The sequence below is a fragment of the Flavobacterium sp. 22659 genome (genome assembly GCF_052044235.1).
Lineage (GTDB): Bacteria > Bacteroidota > Bacteroidia > Flavobacteriales > Flavobacteriaceae > Flavobacterium > Flavobacterium johnsoniae.
Map to the genome: position 1 here is coordinate 86,188 of NZ_JBQEMU010000017.1, position 18,103 is coordinate 104,290.

Here is an 18,103-nt window from a genome sequence, read left to right on the forward strand (position 1 = left end):
TTTTGTTGAATTTTAATATCTATATTTTGTTAAATCGATAATGTTTTAAATAGCGGTGTAGCGAAAAACCTTCTTTTTTTGTTAAAAAGGGATGTTTTCTGGCTTGTTCTATACGAAAAAACGCCTTAATTTTTGTTAAATCAAGACGTTTCAGTGTTTTACAAAATTAAACTATTAGTTCAATTTTATTTATTCTTTAAAAAGTGATTCAATAAGAATGAAGTTGAACTGTCATGACTCTTAATATTTTTAGAATTTATCTCATCTAAAATTGAGTTTGCTAACTGTTTCCCTAACTCAACTCCCCATTGATCAAAACTAAAAATGTTCCAAATTACACCCTGAACAAATATTTTATGCTCATACAATGCAATTAAAGAACCTAAGCTTTTTGGAGTAAGTTTTTGAATCAAAATTGTATTGGTTGGTTTGTTTCCTGTGAAAACTTTAAATGGTAATAAATAAGAAGCTTTTTCTGCAGAAAGTTCTTGTTTGTCAAACTCAGCCTGAACTTGTGCAGGAGTTTTTCCGTTCATTAAAGCCTCAGTTTGTGCAAAAAAGTTCGACATCAGTTTATTGTGATGATCTTCATTTCCGTACAATGGTTTTACAAATCCGATGAAATCCGTTGGGATTAATTTTGTTCCCTGGTGAATCAATTGGAAAAAGGCATGCTGTGAATTTGTTCCAGGTTCACCCCAGATAATAGTTCCAGTTTGGTAGTTAACCGGTTTTCCGTCACGGCCAACACTTTTTCCGTTACTTTCCATAGTTGCCTGTTGTAAATATGGAGCCAGTTTTGATAAATATTGTGTGTACGGAATTAATGCTTCACTTTCGGCACCAAAGAAATTATTGTACCAAACGCTTAATAAAGCTAAAATTACCGGAATGTTTTCGTCAAATTCTGCCGATTTGAAATGTTCGTCCATTTCATTTGCTCCCACTAATAATTGGTTGTAATTATCAAATCCAATTGCTAGAGCAATACTTAATCCAACTGCACTCCAAAGAGAAAATCTTCCTCCAACCCAATCCCACATTGGGAAAACATTGTCTGGATTAATCCCAAACTCAGTTACTTTTTGAATGTTTGTAGAAACTGCCACGAAGTGTTTTGCAATATCTTCCTGAGAACCTGATTTCAAAAACCATTCTTTGATAGTTTCAGAATTTGATAACGTTTCCTGAGTTGTAAAAGTTTTAGAAACGATTAAGAAAAGTGTAGTTTCGGGATTTAACTTTTTAATTATTTCGTTAACGTGATCGCCATCAACATTTGAAACGAAATGAGTTTTTAAATGATTTTTGTAAAATTGTAAAGCTTCAACGGCCATAACTGGTCCAAGATCTGAGCCTCCAATTCCAATATTTACAATATCTGTAAAAGCTTTTCCGGTAAAACCTTTTCTTTCTCCCGAAATAACTTCGTTCGTGAAATTTTTGATTTTGTTTTTTACTTCATAAACTTCCGGAATTACGTTTTCCCCATCAACATTAATTACTGCCGATTCCGGAGCACGCAAAGCAGTATGAAGAACAGCACGATTTTCAGTCTGGTTAATTAATGCTCCGCCAAAATATTGAGCAACGGCATCTTTTAATCCAATAGAATTTGCTAATTCTAATAAAAGAGAAATTGTTTCCTGACTAATATTATTTTTAGAATAATCTACTAAAAAGTCATTCCATTGCAAGTTGAATTTGTCAGCACGAGCATTATCTTGTTGAAACAATTCTTGAATTGTGGTTTCGTGAATTGCATTATAGTGGTTTTGCAGATTTTTCCACGCTTCAGTCCCGGTTGGGTTTGTTGTGTTTAAAGCCATTTGTATTTTTTATTGAAGATTTTGTTTTTTTAGAAACACAAAAATACTGAAATAACTTTTAAAAGGGTAACGGTTGATGATTATATAACAATTAGTTACGAAAACGTTTTATGATGCCGTTAGTCTTGTGTTCGAGTTGTTATTATGACAGCTCCATCATTTTCTTTTTCATTATACATTATACGGCTGCTGTTTTGATTCAAAAATTCTAAACTTTTGATTTCAGACTTTTTTAAAGGTAATAAAATTGTATCCTGACTTTTTTCGTATTTAAATGGTATTCCATTTATAACAATTAAAGGAGATTTGCCAATCTGATTTTCTTTAATATTATCTATAAAATCCGATACAAAATATTTGTTTTCTTGGGTATCGTCTAAAATAAAAATCCGCGGATTTGAACATCCAGTTAGTAATGTACAGAAAAATATCAGTAAAAACTGTTTCATTAATTGAATTTGAATTTAGGAATGCTCTTTTTAAAATCTTTTACCAAATCTTCCACCATGGCTTTTTATTAATTTTAATAGTTTTCTCAGCGATATTGATTTCTATCTTTTTAAATGGCTCCGTCTTAATTTTAGAATCGTCAAAAAATAATTCACCGTTATCGTTCATTCCAATAGGAGATTTGGTTCTTTCTTTCCAGTTTTCGGTTTGCAGATCAGCAATTAACGGAGCATCGTTTTTATCATTGAATTTTTTTCGTGCTTTTTCTGTGATTTCTTCCTCGAGATTTGAAGATGAATTTTTGAAAAGAGAAAGTGAATTGTCTGGAATGTTTAAAAGAAAAACCTGTGTTTTGTCGCCAATTTTATAAATATCTAATACTTTAAAATAAGCAATAGTGTCTAAAAGAAAGTGACCAATTTTTGCCGAATCAGGATTGAACTTTGATAAGTCTTTTGCGTGTGCACTGGCAATCAAATATCTGAAATTTCCCGAAACACCTCCGCCAATAGAAGTCATATCAGTAAAACCTTTTTCCTGAATGATCTGTCCGACTTTATAATTTGTAATTAAATTTTCCTGTAAATTGGTGTCTCTGTAAAATAGTTTTAAATCTGAAAAAGTTTCATTGTAAATTGCTTTAAGCCGAGCGTTTTTCATCACTTTTGGTTTAATAAATTGATTTTTAATATTGCCATTTTCTAACAATGGCAGTTCCGAATAAATCTTCTACAATCTCTTCAGTCCATTTCTCTACTTGATCTTGTCCGACTTCACCAAAAAGATCAGTTTGAGCAAGAATTAAACATCCTTTGATATAATCATCAACTGTGTTAAACATTTTTGTTATTAAAGGTCCGGTATCATGATCGTAATAATATACTTCTTTTGTTTCGCTATGAAAACAAAACATATTTCCGTTTCCTAAATAGTCACCAAATGTAATTAAGTGAGGTAGTGAAACTTTATCTTCGTTTGAGAAGTAGGGACCGTAAGGACTATTTTCTTCAAAAATATCTTTTAGCCATAAAATATCTTCAAAATTTTGTAGCTCTTCGCCTATATCGGCAATTCCGAAAGTATTGTAAAAAATTTTTAATCCCTTTGGGAGACTGCTTCCTAAACGTTTTTCTAAATTTTCGATTTCTTCTATTGAAATTGGTGCTTTTAGTTCGTTACTCCAATTTTCTGCTAAAGATTCAATTGTCAATTTTGATTTTTCGTCCCAGCCATTATCACCTATTCTATTAAAAGGAATAATGATGTCGCTTTTCAGATTTATGTATATCATGATTTTTTTTGCAAAAATAAAGGATTTATTCTTACAAATTACCAATACTATCCAATTCTCTTTTTAGAGGTTCGATTTGTTTAAAGAAACGGGTTTTATCATTTCCGGTTAGAGATTCACCTGTTGGCAAGTTTAATCGAAGCGCATCTACCTGAACTCCATTTTTCCAGAAACGATAACAAACATGCGGACCAGAAGCTAAACCTGTGCTTCCAACCAAACCAATAGTTTGTCCTTGAGTTACTCTTTGTCCGCGTTTTACCAAAATTCGGGACATGTGTAAATATTGAGTAGAGTAGGTTCCGTTGTGTTTTACTTTTACAAAGTTTCCGTTTCCAGCCGTGTAACCTGTTGTTTCAACAACTCCGGATGCTGTTGTAGAAATTGGTGTTCCCGTTGGAGCAGCATAATCAGTTCCTTTGTGAGCTTTCCAGGTATGTTGAACTGGGTGAAATCTGTTCATCGTGAATCGTGAAGTAATTCGGCTGAACTTGATTGGTGTTTTTAAGAAAAAGTTTTTCAATGTTTTTCCTTCATCATCATAATATTCTACTTTTCCAGAAAGGGTATCTTTTTCAAAAGGAAATGCATAAACGATTTTTCCTTTATATTCAAAAAAGGCAGCTTCAAGATCTTCAACGCCGTCATATGTTTTTCCATTAATGAAACGTTCTGTGAAAATTAAGCCGTAACGATCGCCTTTTTTAAGTTTGAAGAAGTCAATTGACCAGGAAAATACTTTTGTGATTCTGCTGGCAAGAGCCGTTTCGACACTTTCGTTTCCTAAAGTTTCAGATAGAGAACTTTTTAAAACACCGCCAATAATTTTTCTTTTTAAGGTAACCGGTTTTATTTTTTTATACGCTTTTGCAATGCTGTCTCGTAAATCGATTACATAATAAGTTAAAGCATCTGGCTGGTAAATAAAAACCTGAAGATTGTTTGTTTTGTTTTTTGAACGCAGTAATGTAAAAGGTTTGTTGTATCGAATCGATCTAACATTAAAAGAATCTTTTACCTGTTCTACAATATCGTGTACTTTTTTGTCGCCAATATTTTGACTTTGCATAATGGATCCAAAAGAATCTCCTTTGGAAATAGTATCATTAACGACATTAAAATCAGCGTAATTAAAACCAAACTCTACTTTTTTAGTTTTTGGTTTTGTAATTTTAATTTCAACTTTTTCTTCAGCTTTTTTACATGAAAATATTGAAAATAATACTATTATAATTACGAATGCTTTTTTCAAACTCTTAAATTTTTTGCAGGAAATTATAGTGGATTTTCATTTCCCCAATTGGACAATTCTTCTTCGGTCCACAATTTAGGAAAAAAGATGCGTCTTTGGTATTTTGGATGCATATATTTTTGCCAGTCGCTTCCTCCAGTTGCTTCACCGTTGCCTTTTCCGCTTTCTAAAATATATTTTCTGGCGGTATTTAAATGCTGCATTACCCAGGTAATATTTACTGTGTAATCGTAGTGGCGCATTGCTTTGATTAATTCAGGATTCTGCTGATCTTCAATTGGTAACTGAGTAAATTTCTGCCAAATATTTTTTGGTTTAAATGTAGCAATTTGTTTTAAAAACTGGTCTTTGTATTTTTTTTCGAACTCATTAAGCAAATATGATTTTTCGCCGGTATGGTAATCTTTTCCAGCGGCCTGCCAATATAAATGTTCAAAACTTGTTTCAAGATCTGTATTTTCGTCAAAGTTTGCTTTGTATCTGCGGTCTGTTAAATTGATAACATCAGTAGAAGCAAATTCAATCATTCTATATTGTGCGCTTTGAAATCCGCTTGCAGGAGTAAGCGTATTTCTAAATTTCATGTACTGGTCTACTTCCATTCCGTTTTCCATAATGCTGAACGAATTGGTAAGCATATCAAAATAACGAGTAATTCTGGAAAGTCTTTCGCTGAAAAAATCAACCTGAATATTTTGTTGGTCGGCGATTTGGTCAATTTCCCACAAAATCATTTTAAAGATTAATTCATTTACCTGATGGTACATGATAAAAACCATTTCGTCAGGAAGTGTGGTGCGTTGTATTTGTAAATTTAGAAGAGCATCTGTTTGAATGTAATCCCAATAAGTGATTGGTTTTGACCAAAGCAGTCCTTCTAACTGAACGTCAGTTTTTTGGTTTATAGCTTGAAATTTAAGATCAATTTCTTTTAAAATTGATTCTGAATTATCAGTTAGGTTCATTTGTTTTTTACTTTAAGCGGACTTTGAAGTCCTTTATATTCATCGAGATCTGCTTTTAGAGATCCAACAGCAAGATCTGCCTTAATTCTAATTGGAACTTTGTTTGCATCATCTGTTATCCAGAGTGTTAAGCTTTCCTTTTCTTTAAAAACCCTTCCGGTTTGAACAAGAGGCTTAAAAATCATGCAGGAAACGGTTCCAAATTTAGTTGTAATATCTTGACGGCCTACATATTTTAACTTAAATTTTGTGATTTCGTCGTCAAAAAACATATCGATTGTAATCGCTTCACCCGATTTTAATTTGTCTATATTCGGATGGTTTCTTAAAAAGTAAAAAGACGATACAATATCCTGCACATTATCAGTAATTACGATCGTTTTTTCAGTTTTTCGTTTGTAATCTTTTACTAAAACTTTGTTTTCATTTTGGTTAAAAAAACCTTCTTGATTTTTGGTATAACCCCCTTCGTCAATTTTTCTAACGAAACGATACGGTTCTCCGGTTTCTTTGTCAAAATAACTCTCATAAAGATCTTCAACCTTAAAGAAAAATTTTGACATACCAGTCGTATAACCTTTGCCTACAGCATGATGCACTTTTTTGTTATTTATGGTCGCATCTTTGACTTCGAGAGTAGCATAGCCGGCATTTACAATTCCGTAATGAATTCTAAATTTGAAATATTCTCCTGTATTAAAAGCGTCTTCCTTTTGTGTGTCGAAACTTAATGTAGAGAGAATTAATATAATGAGGACGAACTTTTTCATAGTACATTTTTTACATTCTATTATAAAGATAGAGAAATGCAAATTCTATTCCAAATGTACTAAAACAAAAAAACTCAGTCAAGAAGACTGAGTTTTTATGCTATTAACTAACCAAAAAACTATAAATTATGAAATTTATATCAATTCAGAAGGAAACCACCCCTTCTTGATTTGCGAGTGCAAAGATAGATACAAAGTCGATAAAAAAAATAGCAAATAGTAAGTTTAACATAACATTTGCATAAAAATCATCATTTTATAGGGATTTTTTTTGCATAATGTAAAAATAATGCATTTTTACAAAGTTCCTCTCAATTCCTGTTCTCTTTCAATTGATTCAAACAGAGCCTTAAAGTTCCCTGCACCAAATCCTTTTGCACCCATTCTTTGAATAATTTCGAAGAATAAAGTTGGTCTGTCCTGAACCGGTTTTGTAAATATTTGTAAAAGATAACCATCTTCGTCTGCATCGACCATGATAGCCAGCTTTTCAATTTCGTTTAAATCTTCTTTCATCATATCCATATGAACACCTAATCTCTCAGGGATTGCCTGATAATAGGTATGAGGAGGAGCAGATAAAAATTCAACACCGCGGGCTCTTAGCTGCGATACGGTTTTAATAATATCATCTGTAGCAATGGCGATGTGCTGAATTCCAGGTCCGCCATAAAAATCTAAATATTCTTCAATCTGCGATTTTTTCTTTCCTTCTGCCGGTTCGTTGATTGGGAATTTAATTCTTCCGTTTCCGTTTGACATTACTTTACTCATCAAAGCAGAATACTCTGTAGTAATTTGTTTGTCATCGAAAGATAAGAAATTCACGAATCCCATAACGTCTTCGTAGAATTTTACCCAAGTATTCATTTCGTTCCAGCCTACGTTTCCAACCATGTGGTCGATATATTTTAATCCGGTTGATTCTGGATTAAAGTCAGATTTCCATTCTCTGTAACCTGGTAAGAAAACGCCATTATAGTTTTTTCTTTCTACAAAAATATGAACGGTTTCTCCGTAAGTATAAATTCCAGAACGAACCACCTGACCAAATTCATCTTCTTCAACAGTTGGTTCCATGAAAGAACGCGCACCGCGTTTCATAGTTTCTTCATAAGATTTTGTAGCATCTTCAACCCAAAGTGCTGCAACTTTTACTCCGTCGCCATGTTTTTTTAAATGTTCGTTGATTGGAGAATCAGCTGTTAATGGCGTAGTTAAAACAATTCTAATTTTATCTTGTTTCAAAACATAAGACGCTCTGTCTTTTACTCCAGTTTCTAATCCGGCATAAGCCAATGATTGATATCCGAATGCAGATTTATAATAATGTGCAGCTTGTTTGGCATTTCCCACATAAAATTCTACATAATCTGTTCCTAATAATGGAAGGAAGTCTTGCGCTCCTTCAAATATTTTTTCTAATCCGTATTCTACTGATTTAACTTCTTTTGACATGATGTTTATTTGTTTAATCGGTTAATCGTTTAATTGATTTGGCCGAAGTGTTGTTTTAAGATTTGATTTTTTTTAACTGCAAAGTACGCAAAGGCAAATCGCAATCCCGATAGTTATCGGGAGCTAAGTTATTCATGGCGATCTTTGCGTAAAATCCTTGCGAACTTTGCGGTTAGATCGAAAGTGAATTTATTCAACCCAAGATTTGTAATACTGACCATCATCCAATCCCATAGCTTCTTCAGTAACCATAAGTGGACGGAACGTATCCACCATTACGGCTAATTCCTGAGTTTCTTTGTGACCAATACTGCGTTCCATTGCGCCAGGCGCTGGTCCGTGTGGAATTCCTTTTGGGTGTAAAGTGATATGCCCTTGCTCAATATTATTACGGCTCATAAAATCACCATCAACATAATATAGTACTTCGTCAGAATCTATATTGCTGTGATTGTATGGTGCCGGAATGGCTTTAGGATGATAATCGTAAAGTCTCGGGCAGAATGAACAAACAACAAAAGCTGCTGTTTCAAAAGTCTGGTGTACCGGAGGCGGTTGGTGAACACGCCCCGTTATAGGTTCGAAATTGTGAATTGAAAATCCGTATGGGAAATTGAAGCCGTCCCAGCCTACAACGTCAAACGGATGTGTGGCATAAACCACTTCGTGGATCATTCCTTCTTTTTTGATTTTGATTAGAAAATCACCTTTTTCGTCATACGTTTCCAATTCATTTGGCAGAATAAAATCACGCTCGCAAAATGGAGAATGTTCTAAATGCTGGCCAGATTGGTTTTTATAACGTTTTGGAGTATAAAAAGGAGAATACGATTCTACGTAAAATAGTCGGTTATCTTCTGTTTCGAAATCGATTTGATAAATAATACCTCGCGGAATAATTAGGTAATCGCCATATTCAAACGGAATATTTCCTAACATGGTTCTTAATTTTCCTTTTCCTCTATGAATGAAAAGCATTTCATCGGCATCGGCATTTTTGTAAAAATAATTTCGAAGCGATTCTTTCGGCGCAGCCAGACCAATAATACAGTCTTTGTTGACTAACATGGCTTTTCGGCTGTCCAGAAAATCATTTTCAGGTTTTAATTCAAAACCTTTAAAAAGAAGTGATTTTATATTTTTTCCGATTGCAATTTTAGGTTCAACCGAATATGAGTTTAAAATTTCCTTAACCTGCGTTGGTCTGTGTACGTGATAAGACAGAGACGAATGTCCGTGAAAACCTTCGGTTCCAAATAACTGTTCGTAGTAAAATCCGCCGTTTGGTTTTTCGAATTGAGTGTGTCGCTTTTGAGGAAAATCCCCAAGTTTATGATATAGTGGCATGGCTTTTCAATTAGATAATTAATAAATTAGATAATTCGAAAATTTGAATTGCAGAGATAAATAACCAGTTTAATTTTTCAATTAACTGATTATTTCAATTCGATAGAGCCATTACTCAGGATTTCTCTTTATGAGGAATTGAAGATACTCTAATAAACCTGTCCAATTTGTTTTCATTATAACAAATGTCGTAATTTTTTCGAAGTAAAAATAAAAATTATATTATTTATAACTATAAAATAACTTAGTTTTTTTGATATAATTTTTATGAAGTAAAAAAAATAGACAGATTTTATTGAAGTATTCTCGGTTATACTACTAAAATTGAAACCCAATGCTAAACCACGTAAAACTTTTTGACATTTCTGGAGACCAGGATTGTTTTATTTCGATTGGACCAATAATGGTTTCTAAACCGTAACCAACGGCATATCCTGTATATTTTGGCATAGAAACCCAGTCAACAGAAGAAAAAATATCATCTCCTAAATTGGCAAAATTAGCCGAAAGACTAATATGGTTCTTTTTTAAAATTTCGTAGTCTAAAGCAATGTCAGCTTTTATAAAACTATTTCCGGCAATACTTAAAAAGTCATATCCATAGAAATAATTAAAGTTGTTAATTTTATTATATCCATAACCTCCCAGTATAAAATCGAAAAACGGAACGCTGTCACTGCCAATATTAAACCCTGCATCGGCTCCAATTTTTATTGTTGCTTTTCTAAATAATGGTCTTACAACAGCGATTTCGGCCTTGGCAATTGAAAAAGGTTTAAACTTCCCGGTATAATCTGATGATGCTAAATAGGTTTGTAAGTCTGTAGAGAAATATAAACCAGAACCTGGATAATATTTATCATCTAACGAATCGTACTTTAAATAAGCAAAGGCGCTGAAATAATTACTTTTGTCAATTATGTTTTCGGCATTAGAAAGTGTTGGCGAATTTATCTTAAGATATTTATATTCTAAACCACCGCCCATTAAGAACTTTTGCACAAAAATGGTTTGAAAATAAGCCTGATTGCTCAAATCCATGAAGTCAACATTAATCAAATTTAGATTTTGATTCTCTGCAATTAGACCGCTCAAACTCGTTGTAACATTTCTATTAAACTGATTTAATCTTGAACGGAAACCGAAACTTATATTGAAGCCATTTTCGACATAATAATTTAAATCGTATCTAAAATTATCTCCCAAAATAATATCAAGCGAAGTAACATCATTTTTTAAGAAAGTCTTTTTATGAGTTAAGTTTAATAAAACAGCACTTTTGTAAAGTCCGTCATAATGAAGCCCTAGTTTTAGAAAGGTTTGAGTAGGGTTTTCTTTTAAAACCAAATCCAAATCATCTTTCTCTCCGTTTGGCTGAAGACAATAAGAAATAGTACTAAAGTTTTGAGTTGCATTTAAATTATTGATTCCCGTTTTAAGATCGTCATACGTAATTGTGCTTCCGGGTTTAAAGCGAAGTTTTCCTCGAATGTACTCTCTCGTATAATTATCTAATGGATCAGAATTTATTTTTTCAATTTTAAGTGTATCTGTAGCAACTTTTAATTTTGGTTTTTTATAAAAGTTATCTTCATTTACCAATGATTTGATTTTTTCGTAAACAGCAAAAGCTGCTTCCTCACCTTTTCGGATGATTTCTTCGCCTTTGTCAAATGAAATTACGCCATAATCACGAATGTCAGGTTTTATGTAAACATCCGTATCTTTTATTTTGTTTTTCATTTTATCTATAGACTGCAGATTGGTAATCTGAACCAGGATTCGGGTTGCGTTTTTTAGATTTTTTCGTTTCATTAAATCATCCTGAACATCAACACCAATAATAATGTCTGCGCCAAGATTTCGAACTTCTTTTATAGGATAATTGTTTACAACACCACCGTCAACTAACAAATTGCCGTCTATTTCTACCGGAGTAAACAAAGACGGAAAAGCAGCACTGGCCATCATAGCCTGAACAAGATTTCCTTTGTTAAGCAAAACTTCTTCGCCGGTTTCAATATTAGTTCCGATACATAAAAATGGAGTTGGCAGTTTATTAAAATCACGTACATGACGAACGTTTCTCGTTAAACTGCTCAATAAATTGTAGTTGTACATTCCTTTTGAAAGTGCTTCGGGAATGCCGACTCTAAAATTACTGAAAGGAAGTACTATTGCATATAATTCATCATTTTTCTTTCCATAGAAATTTTTAGATGAACGCGGAATATAATCGTTTATAAGGTCGTCGAAATTGGTTTTTTTGAAAATAGAATCAATTTGAGATGCATTGTAGCCAGAAGCATAAAGTCCGCCAATTACAGATCCCATACTTGTTCCGCCAATATAATCAATTTTGATTCCGGCTTCTTCCAAAACTTTTAAAACTCCAATATGTGCAAAACCTTTGGCGCCGCCACCGCTTAAAACCAAACCAATTTTAGGTCTTTTTACGCTGTCTTTTTTTATTTCCTGAGAAAAAGAAGTTTCGGGAAACAGTATTAGCAGCATAAAAAATACATACGACGCGATGCAAATAGAATTTAAAAAGAATCCTTTTGATCGGGTAGTTACGTTAGAATGTTGATTTAGGCGCATAAAAATCTGCTAATTGGTTTTGTAAAAGTCGACAATTTTTTTTGCTTTTGATACTCCGACAACGGCAGATATTTCTTTTTCTGTCGCTAATTTCAATCTTTTAACACTTTTGAAATGTTGTATTAATGTAAGCATGGTTTTTTCGCCAATGCCGGGAATACTTTCTACCGAAGAATTAAGCGCAGCTTTGCTTCGTTTGTCTCGGTGAAATGTAATACCAAATCTATGTGCCTCGTTTCGTAATTGTTGAATTACTTTTAAGGTTTCGGATTTTTTATCTAAATAAAGCGGAATCGAATCTCCGGGATAAAAAAGTTCTTCAAGGCGTTTTGCAATTCCAATAATCGCAACTTTACCTCTTAAACCTAATTCGTCAATACTTTTTAAAGCCGATGATAATTGTCCTTTTCCACCATCGATAATAATTAATTGCGGTAAAGGCTGATTTTCATCTAATAATCTTTTGTAACGGCGATACACAATTTCGGTCATCGAAGCAAAATCGTCAGGGCCTTCAACTGTTTTTACATTAAAGTGACGGTAATCTTTTTTGCTTGGTTTTCCGTCTTTAAAAACTACGCAGGCCGCAACAGGATTTGTTCCCTGAATATTCGAGTTATCAAAACATTCTATATGACGAGGTTCAACCGGAAGTCGTAAATCTTTCTGCATTTGCGCCATAATTCGATTTACGTGACGATCAGGATCTACGATCTGTAATTGTTTTAATTGTTCGATTCGGTAGAATTTTGCATTTCGAATTGATAAATCCAGGATCTGCTTTTTATCTCCAAGCTGGGGAACGGTTGTTTTAATGTTTTCGCCCAAATCAATTTCAAAAGGAACAATTATTTCTTTTGACATCAACTGGAAACGTTCACGAAGTTCAATAATCGCCAGTTCCAGCAGTTCTTCGTCGCTTTCGTCCAGCTTTTTCTTCATTTCTAAAGTATGCGAACGAATAATCGATCCATGAGAAATCTGTAAAAAGTTAACATACGCAGCACTTTCATCAGATACAATCGAAAATACATCAATATTGGTAATTTTCGGATTTACAATTGTCGATCTTGACTGGTAATTTTCGAGAACTTCTATTTTTTCTTTGATTTTCTGCGCTTCTTCAAATTGTAAATTCTGCGCATAATTGTTCATCAGTTTTTTAAAATCCTTTAAACTTTCTTTGAAATTTCCTTTTAGAATTTCGCGGATCGCATTGACTTGTCTCTGGTATTCTTCCAGAGGTTCTAAACCTTCGCACGGACCTTTGCAATTGCCAATATGATATTCAAGGCAAACTTTAAATTTGCCGGAATCAATATTAGACTGGCTCAAGTCATAATTACAGGTTCGTAACGGATACAATTCTTTTATTAAATCCAAAATGGTATAAACCATCTTGAAATTAGTATACGGACCAAAATATTCAGATCCGTCTTTTACCATTCTTCGTGTTAAAAATATTCTCGAAAAAGGTTCTTTTTTAATACAAATCCAAGGGTAGCTTTTATCATCACGCAGTAAAACATTATATCTAGGCTGTAATGTTTTAATTAAATTATTTTCTAATAAAAGCGCGTCAGTTTCAGTAGGAACGACGATATGTTTTATAGTCACGATTTTTTTAACTAAAACATTTGTTTTGGCTGTATCGTGAATTTTATTGAAATAGGAGGAAACCCTTTTTTTTAAATTTTTGGCTTTGCCGACATATAGAATTTTCCCGTCTTTATCATAATATTGATAGACGCCGGGATTATCCGGCAAGGTGAGAATTTGAAGATCTAAGGACGGTTTTGACATTCTGTTTTATTTCTGAAGATAGAGGTTTAGCGTTTTCAAAAACCATTCCGATTTTCTGGAAAAAAGCTTAACATTGATTTAGTTTCAAATTTACGAAATCAAAAGAATAATTTCTATATTTAGATTTTATAATTCTGCATGAAAAATAGTAAGCCCTTGGTTATTTTTGGCGAGTCGATTCTGCCGGGAGAACATAAAACCATAAATGTCGAAATAGCGCGATTGCATACTACGACAAAACTCAATATTCCTGTAATTGTTCGTCGTTCAAAGCATGAAGGTCCGGTTGTTTTATTTTCGGCAGGAATTCACGGCGACGAAATAAACGGTGTAGAAGTTGTTCGACAAATCATCAGTAAAAAAATAAACCGTCCGCAGAGAGGAACAATTATTTGTATTCCAATTATCAACATGTACGGCTTTGTGAATAAATCCCGCGAGTTTCCTGACGGACGCGATTTAAATCGTGTTTTTCCCGGAAGTAAAAAAGGTTCTTTGGCAAGCCGATTTGCCTTTCATATTGTCGAACAGATTTTACCCATTATAGATTATGCAGTCGATTTTCATGCCGGAGGCGCAAGCCGTTTTAATGTACCGCAGATTCGAATTACCGAAAATAACATGGAGTTGAAATTACTGGCTGATATTTTTAATGCGCCTTTTACTTTGTATTCAAAAAATATTGGAGGTTCTTTTAGAAATACCTGCGAAAAAGCGAATATTAAAATGCTGCTTTTTGAAGGAGGAAAATCGCTTGATATAAATGATGCTGTCGCCAATGAAGGAGTGAAAGGAGCGAAGCGGTTATTGAATTATTTAAACATGCTGGATCTTAAACATATTGTAGAGCCAGCTTTAGAATCGTCTATCTATATAAAATATTCAGTTTGGCTGCGTGCAAAATGCTCCGGTTTGCTGCATGATTATAATATGGCGGGTAAGTTTGTAACCAAAGGTACTATCTTAGCTATAATTACAGATCCGTTTGGAAAGTTTGAGCAGAAAGTAAAAGCGCCGCATGACGGATATGTTATTAATGCCAATCATTCACCAATTGTTTACGAAGGCGATGCAATTTATCATATATCTAAAAATTCTCCTGTAAATGCCGACGAATAAAAAAGAATTACGACTTCATTATAAAAAACTTCGGGCAGCACTTTCTGAAAGTGATATCGAAGAAAAAAGTCTGGCTACAGCCAATAATTTGATTCAGATGCCTATTTGGGATAAAACCTATTATCATGTTTTTCTTCCTATTGTGGAACAAAAAGAAATCGATACGGAGTTTATTCTGCATTTACTTTCTGGAAAAGATAAAGAAATTGTGATTTCAAAAAGTGATTTTGAAACCAGAGAAATGTCTCATTTTTTATTGACGGATAATACCAAAATCAAAAAAAACGAATACAATATTCCGGAGCCGGTAAACGGACTTCCTGTTCCAACAGAAAATATAGAAGTTGTTTTTGTACCGCTTTTAGCTTTTGATGTTTTTGGAAACCGAATTGGTTACGGAAAAGGATTTTATGATAAATTCTTAGCCAATTGTAAACCCGAAACCATAAAAATCGGTCTTTCTTTCTTTGAATCGGTTGATCAGATTGATGACGTTTTTGAATCTGATATAAAACTGGATTATTGCGTGACGCCTTTAAAAATCTATACTTTTTAAAAACAATGTAAAAAAGAAAATCCCAAATTCCAGAATTGATAAGTTGGAATTTGGGATTTTTTTTATTGAGATTTAAGCTTACTTTACTTCCTTAATGGTCGAAGCATCAATCCAGCCTTCCTGACCGTCTGTTAATTCTATTTTTTTCCATTTTCCAACGGTTTCCATAACATAGACTTTTGCGCCTTCATGAAGTAATATAATGGCAGAACCTGCTTTTTGCGGTTCGCTTCGAACTTCGCTTAATTCAGAAAATACAATGGCAGGACGATCATTGTCAAAATGGTTTTTTTCAGACATTCCGGCCGAAACACTTAATAATATTGCTACTAAGAAAATGAACATTGCAATAAAGTAAATTCTTTTAGTAAGGGTAAGCTGTGAAAAATAATAACCAATAAAACTAAGCAAAAACAAAAAGGCAATAGCAACAGAAATTTTTGCCCATTGATTGTAATCAAAAATGCTGGTAAAGTTTTGAATCAGTTTTGCAAAACCTACTTTTGGAACTTCTTTAATTTCATCAATTGTTAGTTTTTTGGCAAATTTCAGGTTATTCAAAGTCTCAGGGTCATTTGGTTTTAGTACCAATGCTTTTTCATAATTATAGATAGAAGGAGCAACCTTATTTAGTTTGTAATAACTATTTGCCAGGTTAAAATATAACTCTGCTGACTGCTGTTTGTTTTCTTTAATAATATCTTCATAAACCTGAACAGCTTCCTGATATTGTCCCTTTTGGTACAAAGCATTTCCTTTTTCAAAGCTGCTCTGAGCAAAGAAAACCTGTGAGATTAATAAAAAGAGATATAGTATATTTTTCATTATTATCTAGTTAAACCCGACAGGTTTTTAAAACCTGTCGGGTTTGATTTTTAAGTTAAAAACTAAACGATTTGCTTTTCTAATTCTGAAATAATTAAAACCGCTTTATCATAATCCTGCTGAATCGAAGCGCTTGATGCCGGAGCATAACGTGCGAATTCACAGTTTTCAGTCAAATTAATGAAATTTTGAACCGTTTCAGGGTTTGCATTTCTTGATAAAAGCAATTCACGAATATTATCTTTACTCATTTCAGTTGTTTCAATATGCAGTTTTGCTTTTAAGAAATTATGCATTGCTTTTTCCAGAGCAATATAAAAAGCTTCTTTGTTGTTAAGCTGTTTTTTAGCCTGCGATAAATATTTCTTCGCAAGTTTATTGTTCATTCTGATTCTGTTTCCAGTTACATCACTATCAATCGCTTCTTTTTTCTTCTTAGCCAAAATGATGATCGGAATAATAGCAAATGGGAAGAATAACAAAGCATAATACAAATCTGAACCATAAAAATCATTTTTAGCAATGCTTACTAAAGTTGTTTTTGGTTTAATATATTTAAACTGTTCTGTTTTTGTAATAACATTTTTAGATGCAGTAGAAGGGTTTGCTTCTGCTAAAGTCGGACCGTCTAAAACATCGACCATAATTTCTGGAGAAGTTATGGTTTTATATGAATTTGTACTCAAATCAAAATATGAGAACGTCATTGGTTTAATGGCGTATTTTCCTTTATACTGCGGAATAATAGTGTATTTGTCGGTTATTTTTCCAGACATTCCAGACAATGACGTGGTTACTTTTTCATCATGAACCGGATCATACATTTCTAATGCATTTGGAACAACAGGTTTTGGAAGTGTAAACAATTTCATGTTTCCTGTTCCTGAAGCACTCACAATTAAATCTAAACCTTCTCCGCTTTTTAATGTTGTTCTTGACGGAGTAACTGTAAAATTAAATTTACCAACTGCTCCTGTAAAACCTTCTGGTTTGCCAGTTTCAGGAAGCGGTCTTACACTGATTCCTTTAGCTCCGGTAGTTACAATTTTATTGTCTTCGGCAATAATCATCTGGCCAAACATATCACGGCGGTTTGTTGGCAGCTGTACTCCAATATCCAATGAAAGAGGTTCAATTGTTAATCTTCCTGATTTTTGAGGATACAGAATAGTTTTCTTTAATACTACATAATGACATCTCTGACCCTGATAACTGCCTTCTTCCATTACCAATTGTTTGATATCAATATTCTGATTCCAGAAATCATTGTATTTAGGTTTAGCAAGTTCTCTAAATCCGGTAACACCAATTTCATTAAAATACAATTTGTAAACAACTGTAATAGGCTCGTTTACGTACGGAGTTGTTTTAGAGACTTCTGCAACTAATTGTAGTAATTCATTTCCAGATGCACCGCCTTGCTGTCTGTAATCATTTGGATCTCGTTCCTGTGCTACAGCATTCGTAACTGTAACTTTTATGGGAGACGTTTTATAAATCTGGCCGTTATATTCTATTGCTGCTTGTTTGATAATAACAGTTCCTTTTTTTTCAGGCTGTAAAATATAAGAGTACACTTTTTGAAAAGAGCTGCGTCCGTTAATCCAAGACTGGCTGATTTGCTGGCTTGGTCCGGCTACAAGTTTAAAACCTTCAAATGCAGGCTGATCAAAATTATCTCCGTCAACATTCATAATAAAATCAATACGGAGTCTTTCGTTAAGTCCAAGCGTGTTTTTGCTTACTTTGGCTTCAAATTGAACTTGAGCCATAAGGCCTTGAAAAGCGAGTAGTAATAGAATTAGATATCTTTTCATTAATGTTTGATCATTGTTTG

At 33.4% G+C, this 18,103-nt stretch carries 15 protein-coding genes; 2 read left to right on the forward strand and 13 right to left on the reverse strand.

Going from position 1 to position 18,103, the window contains the following annotated elements; translation table 11 throughout:
- Positions 1 to 185: 185 nt before the first annotated feature.
- From pgi to uvrC, 11 genes are all read right to left on the reverse strand, one after another.
- Positions 186 to 1,829 (reverse strand): glucose-6-phosphate isomerase, encoded by a 1,644-nt coding sequence (gene pgi, locus ACTJIW_RS16650; protein WP_440716189.1) that lies wholly within the window; start codon positions 1,827 to 1,829, stop codon positions 186 to 188.
- A gap of 119 nt (positions 1,830 to 1,948) precedes the next feature.
- Positions 1,949 to 2,278 (reverse strand): hypothetical protein, encoded by a 330-nt coding sequence (locus tag ACTJIW_RS16655; protein WP_440716188.1) that lies wholly within the window; start codon positions 2,276 to 2,278, stop codon positions 1,949 to 1,951.
- A gap of 40 nt (positions 2,279 to 2,318) precedes the next feature.
- A complete protein-coding gene (locus ACTJIW_RS16660; RefSeq protein ID WP_440716187.1) occupies positions 2,319 to 2,939 on the reverse strand; it encodes a hypothetical protein in 621 nt (206 codons plus the stop codon).
- 25 nt (positions 2,940 to 2,964) lie between these two features.
- Positions 2,965 to 3,570: an SMI1/KNR4 family protein gene (locus ACTJIW_RS16665; RefSeq protein ID WP_440716186.1), complete on the reverse strand. Its 606-nt coding sequence runs from the start codon at positions 3,568 to 3,570 to the stop codon at positions 2,965 to 2,967.
- Positions 3,571 to 3,601: 31 nt separating this feature from the next.
- Positions 3,602 to 4,822, reverse strand: coding sequence for a M23 family metallopeptidase (locus ACTJIW_RS16670; RefSeq protein WP_073410345.1), 1,221 nt, complete (start codon positions 4,820 to 4,822; stop codon positions 3,602 to 3,604).
- 23 nt (positions 4,823 to 4,845) lie between these two features.
- On the reverse strand, positions 4,846 to 5,787 hold the full coding sequence (locus tag ACTJIW_RS16675; protein WP_012022820.1) for a tryptophan 2,3-dioxygenase family protein: 942 nt from the start codon (positions 5,785 to 5,787) through the stop codon (positions 4,846 to 4,848).
- Positions 5,784 to 6,557, reverse strand: coding sequence for a DUF3108 domain-containing protein (locus tag ACTJIW_RS16680; RefSeq protein ID WP_440716185.1), 774 nt, complete (start codon positions 6,555 to 6,557; stop codon positions 5,784 to 5,786). The genes ACTJIW_RS16675 and ACTJIW_RS16680 overlap by 4 nt, the downstream gene beginning before the upstream one ends.
- A gap of 297 nt (positions 6,558 to 6,854) precedes the next feature.
- Positions 6,855 to 8,015, reverse strand: coding sequence for a 4-hydroxyphenylpyruvate dioxygenase (gene hppD, locus ACTJIW_RS16685; RefSeq protein WP_073410348.1), 1,161 nt, complete (start codon positions 8,013 to 8,015; stop codon positions 6,855 to 6,857).
- Positions 8,016 to 8,204: 189 nt separating this feature from the next.
- Entirely contained in the window at positions 8,205 to 9,362 is a 1,158-nt protein-coding gene (locus tag ACTJIW_RS16690) for a homogentisate 1,2-dioxygenase (RefSeq protein WP_440716184.1), read from the reverse strand.
- 318 nt (positions 9,363 to 9,680) lie between these two features.
- Positions 9,681 to 11,963 carry a patatin-like phospholipase family protein gene (locus tag ACTJIW_RS16695; RefSeq protein ID WP_274251669.1) on the reverse strand — a complete coding sequence of 761 codons (2,283 nt, stop codon included), beginning with the start codon at positions 11,961 to 11,963 and terminating at the stop codon, positions 9,681 to 9,683.
- Positions 11,964 to 11,972: 9 nt separating this feature from the next.
- On the reverse strand, positions 11,973 to 13,766 hold the full coding sequence (gene uvrC, locus ACTJIW_RS16700; protein ID WP_073410351.1) for an excinuclease ABC subunit UvrC: 1,794 nt from the start codon (positions 13,764 to 13,766) through the stop codon (positions 11,973 to 11,975).
- Positions 13,767 to 13,904: 138 nt separating this feature from the next.
- Here uvrC and ACTJIW_RS16705 point away from each other — a divergent pair, with 138 nt between their 5' ends.
- A complete protein-coding gene (locus ACTJIW_RS16705) occupies positions 13,905 to 14,885 on the forward strand; it encodes a succinylglutamate desuccinylase/aspartoacylase family protein (protein ID WP_440716183.1) in 981 nt (326 codons plus the stop codon).
- Positions 14,872 to 15,441 (forward strand): 5-formyltetrahydrofolate cyclo-ligase, encoded by a 570-nt coding sequence (locus ACTJIW_RS16710; protein WP_440716182.1) that lies wholly within the window; start codon positions 14,872 to 14,874, stop codon positions 15,439 to 15,441. The genes ACTJIW_RS16705 and ACTJIW_RS16710 overlap by 14 nt, the downstream gene beginning before the upstream one ends.
- Positions 15,442 to 15,519: 78 nt before the next feature.
- On the opposite strand, the gene ACTJIW_RS16715 is transcribed toward ACTJIW_RS16710, so the two are convergent.
- Positions 15,520 to 16,266, reverse strand: a complete 747-nt coding sequence (locus ACTJIW_RS16715) for a tetratricopeptide repeat protein (protein ID WP_073410354.1) — start codon at positions 16,264 to 16,266, stop codon at positions 15,520 to 15,522.
- 62 nt (positions 16,267 to 16,328) lie between these two features.
- Positions 16,329 to 18,083: a BatD family protein gene (locus ACTJIW_RS16720; RefSeq protein WP_440716181.1), complete on the reverse strand. Its 1,755-nt coding sequence runs from the start codon at positions 18,081 to 18,083 to the stop codon at positions 16,329 to 16,331.
- Positions 18,084 to 18,103 lie beyond the last annotated feature (20 nt).

Excerpts from the sequence above, each read along its gene's own strand:
- pgi (WP_440716189.1), bottom strand. The coding sequence starts at position 1,829 with ATGGCTTTAAACACAACAAACCCAACCGGGACTGAAGCGTGGAAAAAT.
- ACTJIW_RS16655 (WP_440716188.1), bottom strand. The coding sequence starts at position 2,278 with ATGAAACAGTTTTTACTGATATTTTTCTGTACATTACTAACTGGATGT.
- ACTJIW_RS16660 (WP_440716187.1), bottom strand. The coding sequence starts at position 2,939 with ATGAAAAACGCTCGGCTTAAAGCAATTTACAATGAAACTTTTTCAGAT.
- ACTJIW_RS16665 (WP_440716186.1), bottom strand. The coding sequence starts at position 3,570 with ATGATATACATAAATCTGAAAAGCGACATCATTATTCCTTTTAATAGA.
- ACTJIW_RS16675 (WP_012022820.1), bottom strand. The coding sequence starts at position 5,787 with ATGAACCTAACTGATAATTCAGAATCAATTTTAAAAGAAATTGATCTT.
- ACTJIW_RS16680 (WP_440716185.1), bottom strand. The coding sequence starts at position 6,557 with ATGAAAAAGTTCGTCCTCATTATATTAATTCTCTCTACATTAAGTTTC.
- hppD (WP_073410348.1), bottom strand. The coding sequence starts at position 8,015 with ATGTCAAAAGAAGTTAAATCAGTAGAATACGGATTAGAAAAAATATTT.
- ACTJIW_RS16690 (WP_440716184.1), bottom strand. The coding sequence starts at position 9,362 with ATGCCACTATATCATAAACTTGGGGATTTTCCTCAAAAGCGACACACT.
- ACTJIW_RS16695 (WP_274251669.1), bottom strand. The coding sequence starts at position 11,963 with ATGCGCCTAAATCAACATTCTAACGTAACTACCCGATCAAAAGGATTC.
- uvrC (WP_073410351.1), bottom strand. The coding sequence starts at position 13,766 with ATGTCAAAACCGTCCTTAGATCTTCAAATTCTCACCTTGCCGGATAAT.
- ACTJIW_RS16705 (WP_440716183.1), top strand. The coding sequence starts at position 13,905 with ATGAAAAATAGTAAGCCCTTGGTTATTTTTGGCGAGTCGATTCTGCCG.
- ACTJIW_RS16710 (WP_440716182.1), top strand. The coding sequence starts at position 14,872 with ATGCCGACGAATAAAAAAGAATTACGACTTCATTATAAAAAACTTCGG.
- ACTJIW_RS16715 (WP_073410354.1), bottom strand. The coding sequence starts at position 16,266 with ATGAAAAATATACTATATCTCTTTTTATTAATCTCACAGGTTTTCTTT.
- ACTJIW_RS16720 (WP_440716181.1), bottom strand. The coding sequence starts at position 18,083 with ATGAAAAGATATCTAATTCTATTACTACTCGCTTTTCAAGGCCTTATG.